12 protein-coding genes are annotated in these 15,555 nt (G+C 55.3%); 4 read left to right on the top strand and 8 right to left on the bottom strand.

From position 1 onward, the window contains the following. The coding region (locus ACTVJH_RS12600) for a DJ-1/PfpI family protein (RefSeq protein ID WP_455991302.1) at positions 1–233 on the top strand (233 nt) is incomplete at its 5' end. Positions 234–496: 263 nt separating this feature from the next. Here the strand turns inward: ACTVJH_RS12600 and ACTVJH_RS12595 are convergent. Both ACTVJH_RS12595 and ACTVJH_RS12590 read right to left on the bottom strand, forming a co-directional pair. Next, positions 497–2,596 (bottom strand): methyl-accepting chemotaxis protein, encoded by a 2,100-nt coding sequence (locus ACTVJH_RS12595; protein WP_455991300.1) that lies wholly within the window; start codon positions 2,594–2,596, stop codon positions 497–499. A 449-nt stretch (positions 2,597–3,045) separates the two neighbouring features. After that, positions 3,046–4,848: a methyl-accepting chemotaxis protein gene (locus tag ACTVJH_RS12590; RefSeq protein ID WP_455991298.1), complete on the bottom strand. Its 1,803-nt coding sequence runs from the start codon at positions 4,846–4,848 to the stop codon at positions 3,046–3,048. 509 nt (positions 4,849–5,357) lie between these two features. On the opposite strand from ACTVJH_RS12590, the gene ACTVJH_RS12585 reads away from it, so the two are divergent. From ACTVJH_RS12585 to ACTVJH_RS12575, 3 genes are all read left to right on the top strand, one after another. Then, positions 5,358–6,176, top strand: a complete 819-nt coding sequence (locus tag ACTVJH_RS12585) for a hypothetical protein (protein ID WP_455991296.1) — start codon at positions 5,358–5,360, stop codon at positions 6,174–6,176. Positions 6,177–6,491: 315 nt separating this feature from the next. After that, complete coding sequence (locus ACTVJH_RS12580) at positions 6,492–7,208, top strand: 2-dehydropantoate 2-reductase (RefSeq protein WP_455991294.1); 717 nt, start codon at positions 6,492–6,494, stop codon at positions 7,206–7,208. A 108-nt stretch (positions 7,209–7,316) separates the two neighbouring features. Further along, positions 7,317–8,237, top strand: coding sequence for a transposase (locus ACTVJH_RS12575; protein WP_455991292.1), 921 nt, complete (start codon positions 7,317–7,319; stop codon positions 8,235–8,237). A 175-nt stretch (positions 8,238–8,412) separates the two neighbouring features. Here ACTVJH_RS12575 and ACTVJH_RS12570 read toward each other — a convergent pair whose 3' ends face one another. From ACTVJH_RS12570 to ACTVJH_RS12545, 6 genes are all read right to left on the bottom strand, one after another. Continuing rightward, complete coding sequence (locus ACTVJH_RS12570) at positions 8,413–9,453, bottom strand: threonine aldolase family protein (RefSeq protein ID WP_455991290.1); 1,041 nt, start codon at positions 9,451–9,453, stop codon at positions 8,413–8,415. A gap of 19 nt (positions 9,454–9,472) precedes the next feature. After that, positions 9,473–10,186: a hypothetical protein gene (locus tag ACTVJH_RS12565; protein WP_455991288.1), complete on the bottom strand. Its 714-nt coding sequence runs from the start codon at positions 10,184–10,186 to the stop codon at positions 9,473–9,475. A 25-nt stretch (positions 10,187–10,211) separates the two neighbouring features. Continuing rightward, positions 10,212–11,822 carry a B12-binding domain-containing radical SAM protein gene (locus ACTVJH_RS12560; protein WP_455991286.1) on the bottom strand — a complete coding sequence of 537 codons (1,611 nt, stop codon included), beginning with the start codon at positions 11,820–11,822 and terminating at the stop codon, positions 10,212–10,214. Next, a complete protein-coding gene (locus tag ACTVJH_RS12555; RefSeq protein WP_455991284.1) occupies positions 11,819–12,589 on the bottom strand; it encodes a hypothetical protein in 771 nt (256 codons plus the stop codon). The genes ACTVJH_RS12560 and ACTVJH_RS12555 overlap by 4 nt, the downstream gene beginning before the upstream one ends. 401 nt (positions 12,590–12,990) lie before the next feature. Next, the gene (gene radA, locus ACTVJH_RS12550) at positions 12,991–14,325 is read right to left on the bottom strand and encodes a DNA repair protein RadA (protein ID WP_455991304.1); all 1,335 of its coding nucleotides are present in this window, start codon (positions 14,323–14,325) and stop codon (positions 12,991–12,993) included. A 321-nt stretch (positions 14,326–14,646) separates the two neighbouring features. After that, the gene (locus ACTVJH_RS12545; protein WP_455991282.1) at positions 14,647–15,459 is read right to left on the bottom strand and encodes a DUF3426 domain-containing protein; all 813 of its coding nucleotides are present in this window, start codon (positions 15,457–15,459) and stop codon (positions 14,647–14,649) included. Between the last annotated feature and the right edge of the window lie 96 nt (positions 15,460–15,555).

Raw genomic sequence — 15,555 nt, 5'->3', positions numbered from 1 at the left:
AAATCGTGGCCGCCATCTGCCACGCCGGATGGATGCTCGCTTCGGCCCAGATCCTTGAAAACCGCCGGGTCACCTCCTTTTTTGCCATAAAGGACGATCTCGTCCATGCCGGAGCCCATTGGACAGATGAACAAGTGGTCAGGGACGGCAACCTCATCACCAGTCGCAAGCCGGATGATCTGCCCGCCTTCATGCAAACGATCCTTCAGGCCCTGGCAGAGGATCAAACATGACCGTGCTGTACACAAAAGGGAGGGTGCAACGTCACCACATCCCCAGCACCTTCCGGAATGTGGTGACCAACGCTGACAAACGCCAACCATGTCCCCTGCATGCGCAAAAGCCCGGCTGGTACAATCCAGCCGGGCTTTTGTGGTGATTGCCTTGTGGCAACTAACGGCTCGCCGTCATCATGTTGATCAGACTGGGCCCTTTTTCTCAGCCAGCCAGACCGTCCTGCCGGGATCTGAAGGATCATCCCTTGCGTAAAGAGGGATCAGCCGATCTTCTCACGCATGGAATCCATCACCCGGTTGAGGTCCTGGGCCAGCTCGGCCAGGTCGGCCACTGCCTGGGCCGATTGCTCCATGGCATCGGCGGTTTCCGCAGCGATCCGATTGACTTCCTCAAAGGAGTGATTGATTTGCTCGCTGACTGCAGACTGTTCTTCACTGGCAGAGGCGATGGATACAACCTGCTGGGATGTTTGGTCCACCTTGTCAACAATTCCGTGCAGGGTCTTGTCTGCTGTGCCCGACTGGGCAATGACCGATTCAATGAGGGGTTCCACATGGGCCATGCCCTCGTTCGTCCTGGAGACAATGGCTTGCATCCCGGAAATGGATCCGTTCACTTCCTTTGTAGCGCCCATGGTCTTTTCAGCCAGCTTGCGCACCTCATCGGCAACCACGGCAAACCCCCTGCCAGCATCGCCGGCACGCGCAGCCTCAATGGCCGCGTTCAGGGCCAGAAGATTGGTCTGATCAGCTATGTCATCGATCACCTGGACAATATGGGTAATCGCCTCGGACTGTTTATGGAGCCCCTGAAAAGCGATGTTTACCTCTTTGAAATCACTGCTTATTTTTTTGATTCCCTCAATAACCTCGTCCACAACTCCCATACCCTGTTTCGCGGCATCCCGGGTTTCCTCGGCCAGTTGAGCCGCATTGGAGACATTGGAAGCCACCTCCATCATGCTGGCATTCATCTCTTCCATGGCTGTGGCAGACTCTGATGAGCGGTCCCGCTGGTCCCTGGCACCCTGACGGGATTGTTCGATTTGTGCGGAAAGTTCCTCAGATGCGGAAGCGACCCGGTCGGATATTTCTGCGGCCTTGGTTGTACCTGCAATAATGGCCTCATTGGTTTGCTCAATAAGCCTCTGCTGTTCCCTGATGGTGGTCAGATCGAACCACAGGGCCACGGCCGCAATGATGTCTCCCTTTTCGTTCACAAGGGGAGTGGACGTAACATCAAAAATCCTTTGTTCTCCCTTCCTGGTCACAAAAGGGACTTCCTGATGAATCCGGGAACCGGTGCGCAAGGGTTCTGCTGAGATCGTTTGTTTCGAGGCATCCCCATAGATGAACTCTCCGGCAGTTTTCCCGATCTGGCTCCTGGCAGACCCTGTGACACCAATGGCCTGGCAAACCGCCTCATTGGCGAACATCACCCGGTTGTCCTTGTCATACACCGCACAGGGCATGGTGATGGCATCAAGGACACCATCGGAAAAAGCGATCCGCTCCTTGAGAATGTCCACCATGCGGGCCACGGAACGGCGCATCACTGCCAGTTCATCCCTGCCCGAAAGATCAAAACGCACGTTAAGATCCCCTTTGGCAACAGCTTCCACCTGCTCCGTCATGGTGGTCAGGGGACGCGCTATGGAACGGAAGATGAAAATGGCAAGGGGCAACACAACCAGTAGAAAAAATGCAGCGATCAAAAGGGTAATGATCATGATACTGCGGGTAGAACTTTGGTCAACGCGATCGGACATGCCTTGTACCGTGCGGGCCTCGGCATCCAGATAAATGCCGGTGGCGATCCATAAATCCGTACCAGGGATTGCTTCGGCGTAGGAAAGCTTTTTGGCCAAAACGTTCGTGCCGGGCTTGTCCCAGAAAAACTCCACAAAACCGCCGCCCTGTTTGGCCGCACGAATGGAATCCTGAATAAGGAGGGTACCCACCTTGTCCTTGAACCCCCAAAGATTCTTGCCCACCAGATCCGGTTTCATGGGATGAGCCACATTGATCCCGGAAAGGTCATAAACATAGAAATACCCTTCATTGTCGGGACCAAACCGCAGGGGATCAAGGGCTTGCTTGAGAAGCCTGACATGTTCCTGGCGTGATTTGTCACGAAGCAGCGTCCCCAGAACCATGGCCGCGGAATGGACCGCGGTTTTGAGCTCTAATTTTTCCCCTGCGCGAACAGCTGCCTGCACCTCGTCCAGACCGATCTGTTTGATTTCATGGGTTGTATACAACATACCCGCAAAAATAACTCCACCAAAGATTCCCATGAATACCACCAGGAGAATTATCCGCCCCTTGATGGAGACCACGAGTTTTTGCAATGTCCTCATATCATATCTGTTCCTTTCCTTTGGGACGGCATGTGCTGGGCCGGCTTTGCAAGAAACCAGCCCGGACAACACACCGTTCACGTTGTCTGACAATCAAGCTGCATGTTTCTTATTGATAATGATTTCAAATATTATTACGGCAGTCAACCCTTTTGTATGACAAGAAAAAAATAATTTCCTGTGCTTGGAAAACAATCCTGAAACCATGCCTTGGGCATCTGCCTGACCAGACCTTGGAAGGGATTTTGGCGCCCAGGTCCGTATCTTTCAGAAGGTTTCAATGACCTTGTATCATGTGCCGCCTGACATGCCGGGATGCCAGTTGATCTATGACAATGCGCAGCTCCATAACAAGGGAGTTCCCCAAGGATACGAGGACAACCACGGAAAAAAAGGCCCGGCTGGAAAAATCCAACCGGGCCTTTTTTGGGTTATTGCCTTACGAGCGACTAACTGCTTTCCGTCATCAGATTGATCAGGCTGCGCAACTTCTCGGCCAGTCGAGCCAGTTCGTTAACCGCCTGGGCAGCCTCATTCATGCCGGCAGAAGTCTCGGCCGTCACCCGGCTAATCTCCTCCACGGCCCGGTTGATCTCTTCGCTCACCGTACTCTGCTCTTCGGCTGCCGTTGCAATGGAGCGCACTTCATCCGAGGTTTCAACGGCCATCTGGACAATCCGCTTGAGGGCATCCCCGGATTCCTTGGCCAGGGTATTGGCCTCTCTGACCGCTTCAACCGCCACATCAACAACCTGGATATTTTCGCTGGCCCCGGTCTGAATTTCATTGATGGCAGCCCCGACTTCCTTGGTGGCCTGCATGGTCTTTTCCGCCAGCTTGCGCACCTCATCGGCCACCACTGCGAATCCGCGCCCGGCTTCACCGGCCCGCGCAGCCTCTATGGCCGCATTGAGGGCAAGAAGATTGGTCTGGTCGGCAATATCGCTGATGACATCCAGAATCCGCCCGATATCCTCGGCCTCTTCTCCAAGAGAGGACATCTTGTTCTTGAGGGTCCTGGCCTGGACCATGACCCTGTCATTGGCCTGTACGGAACGTTGTACAACTTCAGCCCCCAGAGCGGCCTTTTCCTTGGTGTTGTCGGCGCTGTTGGAAGCCGAACCCGAGTTGCGGGCCACTTCAAGCACGGCAGCGTTCATCTCCTCCATGGCCGTGGCCGTTTCCGTGCTGCGCTGATCCTGTATTTCAGCTCCGGAACTGACTTCGTCCACCTGGGCGGCCAGTTCGGTGGACGCAGATGCCAGCTGCTCTGAAATCTCTGCCGCCTCGGCAGCCACATGGGTCATCTTGTCCAGCAGCTGCACCACCTTGGCCTCCTGGGCCTTGGCCTCTTCAAGGGCCTGTTCGGCCCGTTGCTTCTGAACTTCAGCCTCCTGGCTCTTGTCCTCGGCCTCCTGCATCTTGCCCTTGAGATTGCCCACCATGGTGGAGATGGAATGTTCCACATCCGCCAGTTCCGCATGAAATGTCCCGCCAGGCGTTGCCTGCAGATTGCCGCCGGCAACAGCCAGGGCATATCCCTTGATCCTAAGAAGGGGGTTGAAAAGGGCCCGGTTCATGAACAGATAGATCACCCCGATAACCACACCAAAAAGCAGCAGCGACCAGAGGCCAACCCCTATGGCCGCGTTCAAGACCTCCTTGTTGGTCTGCTCCAGGGAAGTGATGATCTCAAAGGCCCCGTGCATCTCGCCAACCTTCCAGCCTTCCTTGATACCGCCCAAGGGATCTTTGCTTCCCTTGGGATCTCCATGGCAGAACAGACAGTCCTGGGTCAGATAGACCGGCTTGAAATAACGGACCTGATCATCCTCAACAACAATCTTTTCCTTTATGTTTCCGGATTGCAATTCCTGAAGGACCTGGCGCTCAAAAGGAGTGGGCGTGTTGGCGGGATTGCGGGGGCTGACCTTGGGGGCCTTGAACCGGTATCCGGCCTTGGCCGCATTTTCAGCCGCCATCTGCATGGCCGTCACAACAGGCACGGCTTCCAGCAGCTTGTCCGCCGGGATCTCGTCCAAAGGACGGATAACCCCCTGTTGAAGCTTATGGGCCATCTGGTTGCGGCCGGCCTCGGCCATGAGAACAATGGCCTGGCTCTTGCGAACCATGCCCTCAACCGCGCCTTGCTTGATGTCACGGATGCGCAGACCACCCATGATGATGGCCAGGGCAAACATGCCCACAGCAACCAGAACAATAATTTTCCAGCGAATACTTATATTTTTCACCACTCCTCCCCTGCTGCGTATCGTATTCCATGCCACAGCGATTGATACCTCCCGGGCAATCCTTGCCACGTGCACCCCCATACACTGGGTGACCCAGGACAACATGCCGCGGGTAGCGACCCGGTATCACAACATAGAGAACAAGGCCTGTCTGCCTTGACTTCCTGTGTGTCGACTGAAACTCGCAGATCCCGGGATACCCCCAAAAGGACTCGCGGATTGCAGGACGACGCAAGACCATAGGTGTAATACCTATCCAGACTTTCCCTGCTCTGGCAAGGGCAATCTCTTTTCTTTCGGTTCCCAGGGGCGAGGCGTGGCGAACCGCAACGGATTCCCGGTCATATCCTGCCGGGCCAGAAGGCAAACGCGGTCTGTGCTGCTGGATACTGTTTTGACCAGGACATCCACAACCGCATTTTCCCTCGGTGGTGCCTTGCCCAAAGAACAGGCGGACCGGGAAGCCTGTCCGGGTTGCGGGTCGGTGGTTGCATTGATACAGAAAGCCCATGAAAACATCATTGATCAACCCTGGACAGGTCAGCCTGGTGGACTCCCATTTGCATGCGGATATTCTGCATCATGTGTGTCCCGAGGATTTTGCCGCGTATGCCGGAGCAGGAGCCGGCATATCCTGGTCCTATGTGCACCAGCCAGAAGGGTGGGAAAGCTTTCCCCCGTATTTCAATTCCCTGGAAGCATTGTGCAGGAACCCGGACATCACGGGGTTTTGCCTCTACTACCTGGTGGGGGTGCATCCCCGTTCCCTGCCTGCACCATCCAGGGGATGGATGGGCGATACCTTCTGGCAGAGTCTTGGCTCCCATGTGGCCAGGCCCTTCTGTCTCGGACTGGGCGAATTGGGCCTTGAAACAGGCAGTGATCGCGAGATTGCCGCCCTCAGGGAACAACTCTCCTGGGCCAGTTCCCTGCTGCCCCCGGACAAGAGAATCGGCATCCATACCCCCCGCAAAAACAAGGGCCGGATGACCCGGCTGATCCTGGAACTGGTGGCCGAAGTCCCATTGCTGCATTCGCGCATCCTCATTGATCACGTGGATGAGGAAAATCTTTTCATGGTCATGGAGACGGGTCTCATGATGGGAATGACCATGCAAGAGGGCAAGATGACACCCCAAAAGCTGGTGAACATTCTTGATCACCATCCGCAACTTGTCCATCGGATCATGCTCAACAGCGATTCCGCTCTGAAAACAGATCCCTTGTATCGGAAAACAGTGTCCCGGCCTCTTCCCGGCATGGGCGCAGACGTCCATACACAACTCATCCAGAAAAACGCCTGCGCGTTCTGGGGCATTTCCCTCTGAAAATCATGCTCTTACATCCAGGACCAACCCGGGTTATCCCCCGGGTTGAATCCACCCGGCAGCCTTGTCGCACAGGGCGTGTTCCTCTGTCTGGTTTGCATGGTTCTTCATGGGGGACTGGGGCACCGCCCGCATTGCCCCCTGCTCCCAAATCACGCCGCAGGACCAAGAAAAAGGGAGAACCCCCTTTCTCCTGCTGCAAAAGCCCCGGCCAGCAGACAGGGGTTGCCGGTCCCCGGATTTTTGCTCCCTTGCCCTTTAGCCGCCATCTTCGTATACGCCTTTGGCTTTACTACGCCTCAAGGAGAAAAAATCATGGGAATACAATACGGTATTATTGGATCCGGTGCCATTGGATGCTTTTATGGAGCCAAACTCATCCAGGCCGGATGTGATGTTCATTTCCTGTTCCACAGCGATTTCGAACATGTGCGCAAAAACGGTCTGCGGGTCGATTCCGTGGACGGGGACATGTTTTTTCCAAAGGTCAATGCCTATGGCCAGGCCCGGGACATGCCTGTATGCGATGTGGTGCTGGTTGCCCTGAAAAGTACCCAGAACCACCTGTTGCCCGGCCTGCTCGAGCCGGTTGTGGGCCCTCATACCGCCATTGTTCTCCTGCAAAACGGTCTTGGCGGCGAACAGTTCATTGCGGAAAAGACCCGGGCCGAACATATCCTGGGCGGACTGTGCCTGGTGTGCTGCAACAAGCTGGGACCGGGCCACATCACGCATCTGGAATACGGCAAGATACTCCTGGCCCAATATGACAAGGACGAACAGCCTGCAGGCATCACCCAGACCATGCACCACATTGCCGCTCCCTTTCAAAAGGCAGGCATCCCCATTGATCTTTCCCAGGACCTTGTCCTGGCCCGGTGGAAAAAGCTCATGTGGAACATCCCCTTTAACGGGACCTGTGCCCTGCTTGATGCGCCCACGGACAAGATCATGGCCTGTCCCCAGTCCCGGCAACTGGCCCTTGATCTGATGCAGGAAGTCCAGGCCGGTGCCGCCTCCCAGAAAGCATAAAGGGACAGGCTAAAAGTTGAAAAAATAGCTTGGCTGAAGTACTTTTCATAATAACCAACACGTTGACGACTCTCGTTTGCCTTGAATTTTGATCTCAGGAGGTGGTAGATGCCCAGAATAGCTCGGTTTGTCCGGTCGGACGTTCCTACCGTATATCATGTCATTTCCAGGACGGCGCTGGACGGATTTCCTCTTGAAAATGCGGAAAAGGATTTTCTGCTCGGGCTCATCCGGAAATTGAGCAGGTTCTATTTCGTGGATGTGCTGGGACTTTGCGTCATGTCCAACCATTTTCATCTGGTCACCCGCATGTATACGGCAGATCACTTTTCCGATGATCAGATACGTGAACGGCTGAAAAAATGGTTTCCCGAGGGTCGAGAAATCAGTGATCAGACCATCGCGAAATTCAGGGAACGCTGGTCCTCCCTGGCCAGATATGTCAAAGATATCAAACAAGGATTCACGCGCTACTACAATAAGCGGCACGGCAGGAAAGGCTATTTCTGGGGGGATCGGTTCAAGTCTCTGATCGTCCAGAACGGACGATCCCTGATCAACCTGCTGGCCTATGTCGACTTGAATCCTATCAGGGCGGGCATCGTTAAACGCCCGGAGCAGTACAGATGGTGCTCCCTCGGCTATCACGTCCAGACGGGAAACCAGGACGGGTTGCTGTCTGCGGATTTCGGGATGAAGGAATGGGGCGAGCACGAACCGTCTGAAATCATACGCAAGTATAGACAATTCGTCTATGAAACCGGGGCCGTGGATACGGGCAAGGGAAAGCCCATGGACCCGGAGATCGTCAAAAAGGAGAGAACAAAGAATTTCGAGCTGAAACGGTTTGAACTCTTCTGCTACCGGACCCGCTACTTCAGCGATGCCGGGATATTGGGATCAAAAGAATTCGTCCGGGAGGTCTTCGATCAGGTAAAACACCTGCTCAATTCAAAGGACGAACGGAAATTCACTTCCCTGGCCGGAGCCAAAGGCGTCTTTTCCATGAAAAGGCTCCGTACAGGTTGAAAACCGTACAGCAAAACAGGTTCTAATGCGGCCAAGCCGCAGTTTTAGGTTTTAGGCTTTAGGTTTTAAGTTCAAGCTGTTAGAGAATTTTCTTGATTTTTATGGCAGACTTTTTCGGGTAAGATACTAACCACACATCCTGTCGTGTGCCTAGTCCGTTTTGCAGGCAGAAAACTCAGCCACGAATTCCTGTATTCCGGATATCCTCGATACATCCATCCACGGCCTCTTCCGGGGTTGCCCAGGAGGTCACAAGGCGGACAACGCTCTGGTCGGGGCCGGCCTTTTCCCAGGTATGGAAAGCATATCCCGTATTCAGCTGCCGGATCAGCTCATTGGGAAAAATGGGGAAAACCTGATTGGTCTGGGGAGGCGTCGCAAACGAAAAACCGAGGTCTTCAAGTCCCCGGGCCAGCCGTGCGGCCATGGTGTTGGCGTGCTCGGCAAGTCTGTAGAACAGACCGTTTGTAAAAAGCCCAACAAACTGGGAGCCCAGGATCCGCCCCTTGGCGAGCATGCCGCCGCGCTGCTTGATGTGATATCTGAAATAGGGCTGAAGATCCTTGTTGGTAATGACGATGGCCTCCCCGAGCAGTCCACCGTTTTTCGTCCCGCCTATATAAAAGACATCCGTAAGCCGGGCGATGTCGGCCATGGTCATGTCCGACTGGGGGCTTGCAAGGGCGCATCCCAGCCTGGCCCCGTCCAGATGAAGATACAATCCGAGCTCCCGGCACACGGAGGCGATCTCCTCCAGTTCAGCAAGGGTGTACACCGTGCCCAATTCCGTGGAGTTAGAGAGATACACGGCAGCGGGATGCACCATGTGCTCGTCCCCATGTTCTTTTACCACGGCACGGATGCTCTCGACCCGAATCTTGCCCTCCCGGGCGGGCACGCCGTGGACCTTGTGCCCCGATGCCTCGATGGCCCCGGTCTCATGGACATTGATATGCCCGGAATCCGGTGCAATAACCGACTCGAAGGGCTTGAGCATGGAAGCCAGGACAATGAGATTGGCCTGGGTCCCGCCTGACACGAAGTGGACCTCGGCTGCAGGATCGCCTGTTTCGGCAAGGATCAGTTCACGGGCCTTTTGGGAAAGGCTATCCTCACCGTACCCTGTTTCCTGCTGCTTATTGGTTGCTGCCAGAATGTTCAGAAGGTCGGGGTGAGCCCCTTCGCAATAGTCGTTGAGAAAGCTGTACACATGCATGATTCACAAATCTCCCTATCTATTGTTCACTGTCCTCTCGGCACAGGGCGACCATGTCGGACACCCAGGCCTCCTTGGCCCGTTGCAACGTGGGCAGGGGATGAAAATATTTGTCCGAGGTGTTCTGCTTGAGCAGTCCCAGCACCCGGCGTCCGGCCAGCCGATCCATGCAGCGGTGGATGAGGGGATCCAGATCGGGGCTCACCCCCCAGGCGCAGATCACCGGGACCCTGTCTGCTGGCCCGAGACGACACGCGAGCTCGTCGTTTCTTTCTGCGGAAAACACGCAGTGGATTTCGCTCTGTTCCTCGGCCTCGAGGGCAGCGTAACGTTCCACGAATTTCCCGCTTTTGGGGTCCCGCAGATCCGAAAGATTCAGCACCCGGACATGACGCCACAAGCGATAGTGCATAAGCCGCATGACCTGATACTGGGTGATGTCCGGCCGCGTGGGGACAAGGGAAGTATGGATGAGTTGGTGCGCGCCATCAGGAGTGATTACCGTGTCCACGGGAACAAGCGGCCTGGATGAACCGGGATTCATCATGATGCAGACCGCGTCCGGACATGTCTTGGAAAACCCGGTCAGATCTTCCGGGGTGTCCCGCCTGTCCACGATTTCAAGGACGCTGCGACAGTCCACCGACCGGCCCGAAGCAAAGGTTATGGAATAGAAATGGCCGAGCACGTCGTATCTGCTTTTCAGATCACAGGCCGGAATGAATGTAACCAACAGCACCACCTTCCGTATAGGGCAGTTATTTTAGCAGTCCGAGATAATGCCCGACCATGCCCATCTCCTGATCAAAGCCCCCCTGCTCGTTCATCTCCTGCCAGACATATTCAAGAAGAGACCGGGCCATGTCGATCTGATCTGCCAGCACAAGACTCTTGAAAACATACCCGTACACAGTGACCTGGGAAGCAAGATCCAGTTCGAAAAAAGATTGCGCTGTTTCATCCCACCGACATTGGTCCGCCAGCCAGCAGACGCCAAGGCGCTGCCTTGATGCCGCGTCCGAACCGTTCTTAAATTCCAGGGCAAAGGGGAGGACCGCGTCAATGTCCCGCTTGAGTTCCAGGGGAGGCCTGGGGGAGCAGTAGAAACAGGGCTCGAGCATACCGGGGGTCATGCGTCCATAGACGTGGGTGGTGTCTTCCCGGGCTTGGATCATGCGGTGCAACGGCGTGCCTTCATAGATCCGGGCCCCGATGGTGTACTCATACCTGCGCCATGCAAAAGGAGGATGGTTGCGCATGAGGGAGAGGGTCTCTTCCAGAGTTTCGTGAGACTCGCCGGGCAGGCCGAAGATCAGATCCACGGTATGATCCAGCTCCAGATCCTCGCATATGGCCAGGGCTTCCAGAATATCCTTCTGCCGATAGGACATACCGTTTCGGTCTAAAATCGTATCCGCGAAACTGTCACAGGTGAAGACCAGGGAAAAGGCCGCCTGTTTGAGCAGCAAGGCGAATTCCCGGGTAAAGGGACGGGGCAAAAACTGGGAAGCGAACCGGAACTGGTCATGGAGTCCGGCAGCAAGGATCGCCTCGATCAATGCCTGGGGATACTCCAGATTCGGGATATTGAATTCCGTATCAATAAAAAAGATCTTGCGCACGTCCGGATAGTTCTCAGCCAGACGGCCGAGCTCATCCACAACCTCGGGAATGGGCCGATGAACGAATCTGCGTCCCTCGAGCAGCGGCTCCACGCAAAAGGAACACCCCTGGTTGCATCCCCGCTTGAGCTGGACGGGCAGGGCAGCGTACTCCAGGGCGTAGCGGAATTTTGGTTCCCGGGCCCGGGGATACGAAGCATCGAACACATGGGGAATCCTGGGAGTGCTCCCGCCGCCCGCATCCCGCCAGACAAGGCCGGGAATGGACTTCACCCTTTCTTTGTCCGGCCAGCACTCGAGAAACTGCAAAAATGCGCGTTCACCCTCACCCTGGATGCCAAAATCAAGTCCCAATTCCTCGAGCATGGCCTCGGGTGAGATGGTAAATCCTCCGCCCCCGGCAATCACGGGTACCCCGGGCAGGTTGTCCCCAAGCCAGGAACAGATAGTCTTTATCTCCGGCAGAAAATAGCGGGCCGAAAAACCCGGTCCCTGAAAATTGCCGTATGCTTCGCAGGCCATGGTCGTGTCGATGTTTCGAATGCCCAGCCCGATACAGTCGGGGCGGAACCTGGTAACGATATCGTACAGATTCGTCCCGACATCCGGCCCGGGCAGAAAGGGGTAGTCCAGCTCGACCTGGTAGCCATGGGAGCGAAGAGTCGATGCGATCAGATCCAGACCAAAGGGATAGACCTGCTTCACCAGGTAATAGGGATCGGTGTACAGGAGAAGCACCTTGTTCATGAAGCGTCATCCCCCGCACCCCGTGATCCGGGAATCCACTCGGCCAGGGTGTTGCTGTAGAACATGCACATAACTCGTGCCCTTCCACCGATGGTTGCCTGGATTTCAGCCGTGAATTCTTCTGGGTCATATCCCTTGCGAAAATGCGGGGTTGGACCGTCCATGACCACAAAGCCGTCCGCAAAACGGCCCACGATCCTGTGCTTGTTTTCGACCGGCCACTTGCCCTGGACGCAAAGATAGGCCCGGCCCCGGGGCGCAGTGCACCGTGCGATATCCGCGTACACGAGATTCCGTTCTGCCGGCGGAAGGATGTTCAGGACATAGTTGCACACAACCACATCATAGGCCGTTTCAAGCACCGACCGGTCCGGAAAGAAATTGGGATCATAGTCGATGACCTCCACGGCCCCGGCATCGAGCATGGTCTTTTTGGCAAAGCGGTCCAGCCCGGTTCCAAGATGCAGGACCCGTTTACCCGCCACAAGCCCGTCCCTGCAGATCCGAACCACGGGCTGCGAAGGGTTTTTCGTGTGATCGAGGGCCGTTGATCGGGAGAGCGTGCGCGAGGGGTCCAGGGTTCCCGCATCAAGGGCCGCGACATCCGCCTCAAGCGCCGCCTCGACATCTGACAGGGGAACCGACCAACCCTTTCCCGGATGAAACATGTAATCCCGAGCGTTAGAAGCATGAACCGTCCACGACCCGTTGTCGTGACGCTTCATGATCCACCCGACCCGTTTCATGGTCTCCGAAAGTTTGGTCACAAAAAACCTCGTTCCTTTCCCGTCTGCCCTGCTATCTGATCGAACCAGCTAAAGGATTGTTTTTGCCAGCGAAAAATGAGGAAGATTGAAGGGTTAAGGTTTAAGGGTTAAGGAAAAATGTCGAATCCTCAAACCTGACCACCGTGTGCCCACACCTTAACCCTTACCACTTTCGCATGTTCCGCGTACACAGAGGACAGAACCTGTTTCGTTGGTCCCGGCCTTTTCCTGTCTCCCGTCTCCTTGCCTCCCGTTTCCCGTCTCCTTGCCTCCCGCTTCCCGTCTCCTGTCTCCTGTCTCCCGTCTCCCGTCTCCCGTTTCCCGTTTCCCGTCTCCATGCCTCCTGTCTCCCGTTTCCCGTCCCTTCCTAAAACCTCATCACCTAACACCTCAAACCGCCTTTACCCAAAAAGCTGTTCGTGAAATCCCATGATCGAAGAACTGCCGGTTTTTTTCTGCTTGCCGGTCCGGGGGCAGAACACCGGATCATACCCCAAGCTGCAAGCCTGTTTGAGGCGGACATCCTGTCCGACAACGGGCCGGATCTGACCGTTTAAATCCACCTCGCCCCAGAAAACCGACCGTTCGGGCAGCGGTCGGTCATACACCGAGGAGAGAATAGCCGCCACCAGCCCCAGATCGACCCCGGGATCGCTCAGTTTGAGCCCCCCGCCGATCTTGGCGTAGATATCGAGCTGCCCGAGATTGATCTTGAGCCGCTTTTCCATCACCGCGAGAATGAGGTTCAGCCGATTGGCATCCAGCCCCAATGCCGTGCGCCTGGGAAATGTCAGATAGGTCCGACTGGCCAGGGCCTGCACCTCCACGGCAAAGGGACGCTGTCCGTCAAGCCCCATGACCACGGCGGTGCCGCTCAGCCCCGCATCCCGGGCCTGTAAGAAAAAAGTCGAAGGATCGAGAACCACCCGCATGCCCGAAGACTGCATCTCGAAAAGCAAAAGTTCGTTGGTCGGTCCGAACCGGTTCTTGAGCACACGGAGCATGCGGAAAAGATGATGTTTGTCACCCTCCAGGGACAAAACCGTATCGACCATGTGTTCCAGGAGCTTGGGTCCGGCGATCTGACCATCCTTGGTCACGTGACCGACAATAACCACGCAGACCCCGGTTTCCTTGGCCTTTTCAATAATCTGCATGGCCACGGCCCGAACCTGACTGACGCTGCCCGGAATCCCGTCAACGGCCCCGGAGGCCATGGTCTGAACAGAGTCGAGAATGATCAACCTGGGACGATTTTTGCCGTCCATGGTCTCGAGCACATCCTCGATCTGATTGGTGGCCATGGCCATGACATTTTTGAGCTCAAGTCCGATCCGAACCGCCCTTCCCCGAAGCTGTCCCAGGGATTCCTCACCTGAAACATAGATACTTTGTCGTCCCGACCCAGCCGCGCTGGAGGCCAATTGAAGCAGCAGCGTGGACTTGCCGATACCCGGTTCGCCACCGAGAAGCAGAACAGCCCCGGGAACAAGTCCCTTGCCGAGCAACCCGTCCAACCCGTCGATATGGGTGGGAATATGCTCCAATCGTGTCTCGGGCGGTGGATCATTCAGGCTGACCAGTCCGGCACTATCCTTCAGCGAACGAACCGGCCTGTCCTTGGACACAACCTCTGATTCGAGCGTGTTCCACTCTTTGCATCCCGGACATTGTCCCATCCATCGGGGAGTGGTGGTACCGCATTGGGAGCAACGATAGATTTCCTTGGTTTTCATGGACATACTCTACTCGTTGATACGACAAAAGGGCGACCTGCAGGACCGCCCTTCTGTTTGATTGTCACACATGGAAAAAGAAAGGGTTAAAGACACAAACAAGAGGCAGGGAGACGGGAGACGGGAAAAGGCCGGGACCAACGAAACAGTTTCTGCCCTTCGGAATGAAAAAGCTTCAAGGGTTAAGGAAAACAATTCCGTGCAGTTGCTGAAAATCCACCACCGCCTTACCCCGTAACCCTTACCCCTTGAAACTATCCTTTCCCTGCGCACTGCCTACTGCGAACTGCGCACTTTGTTGCCACTTACAACCCTTTTTTCTCATTCCGGTGGATCTTTGGCCTCGATGGGTTCCAGGGCGAATTCGCTCAACGTCTCGGGCGGATTGGTGAAAACGACCATGAAGGGCACACCGGTTTGAGGCTTCAGATTGGTGTTGTTGGTCAAGATACCTACCTTGGCGGTCAGGGCCGACTCGAGCTCGTCCTCCTTGAGCACCTGAAGCTGAAAATAGGAAACGACATTGCCGCACAAGAATTCCTTGGATCCAATGATCTCGCCCTGTTCATCAAACAGCTTGATCCTGAGCTTGATCAATTCCTTGGGAACCTTGAATTCGTTCACGGCCTTGCCCTCGACAACAAAAATCTGGCCGATTTTCTCGTTCTTCACAAAGTATTGGCGTACATTTTCCAGGGCGATTTCCGGAATGACCGTATCCGTGCTCGGTTTCTGCTTCTCGACCTTGTTTCCGGTAAAGGCTCCGGTTCCGGTATTGTCCAGAAGGTGCGGGGCATAATAATAGGCACCGATTCCCACGCCGATGAGAATGAGAAGTACAAGAAGGAGCCAGAGAAAAATCTTCCTGCCGCGCCCGGTTTTATGGGAACCTTCAGGCTTGCTGGACGCCTTGTCACCATCATCTGAATCGCCGGCAGTCTCTGTGGAGTCATCGAAAAATGCAGGTGCCTTGCTGAACACCTGGTCGACCGTATCCTCGATGAATTCCTCTTTGAGTTTGGAAACCTGAAAAACATGCCCGCATCGCGTACACCGGACCTTGCTTCCCTTGGGACCGATCCGTTCATCATCCAGATTATATCGAACAGAGCACTCAGGACATTGTACAATCATACCGACCTCACATCATGGTGCATTGAAAAAAGTGTCGTCAGTCAACATGCCACACGACACACCCGGGGGAATACCGTTTGGATTCATGGACTCAAA

Source organism: Desulfoplanes sp. PS50 (assembly GCF_053851535.1).
The sequence above is the reverse complement of the archived record's forward strand: the minus strand, read 5'-3'. Positions and strand labels throughout refer to the sequence as shown.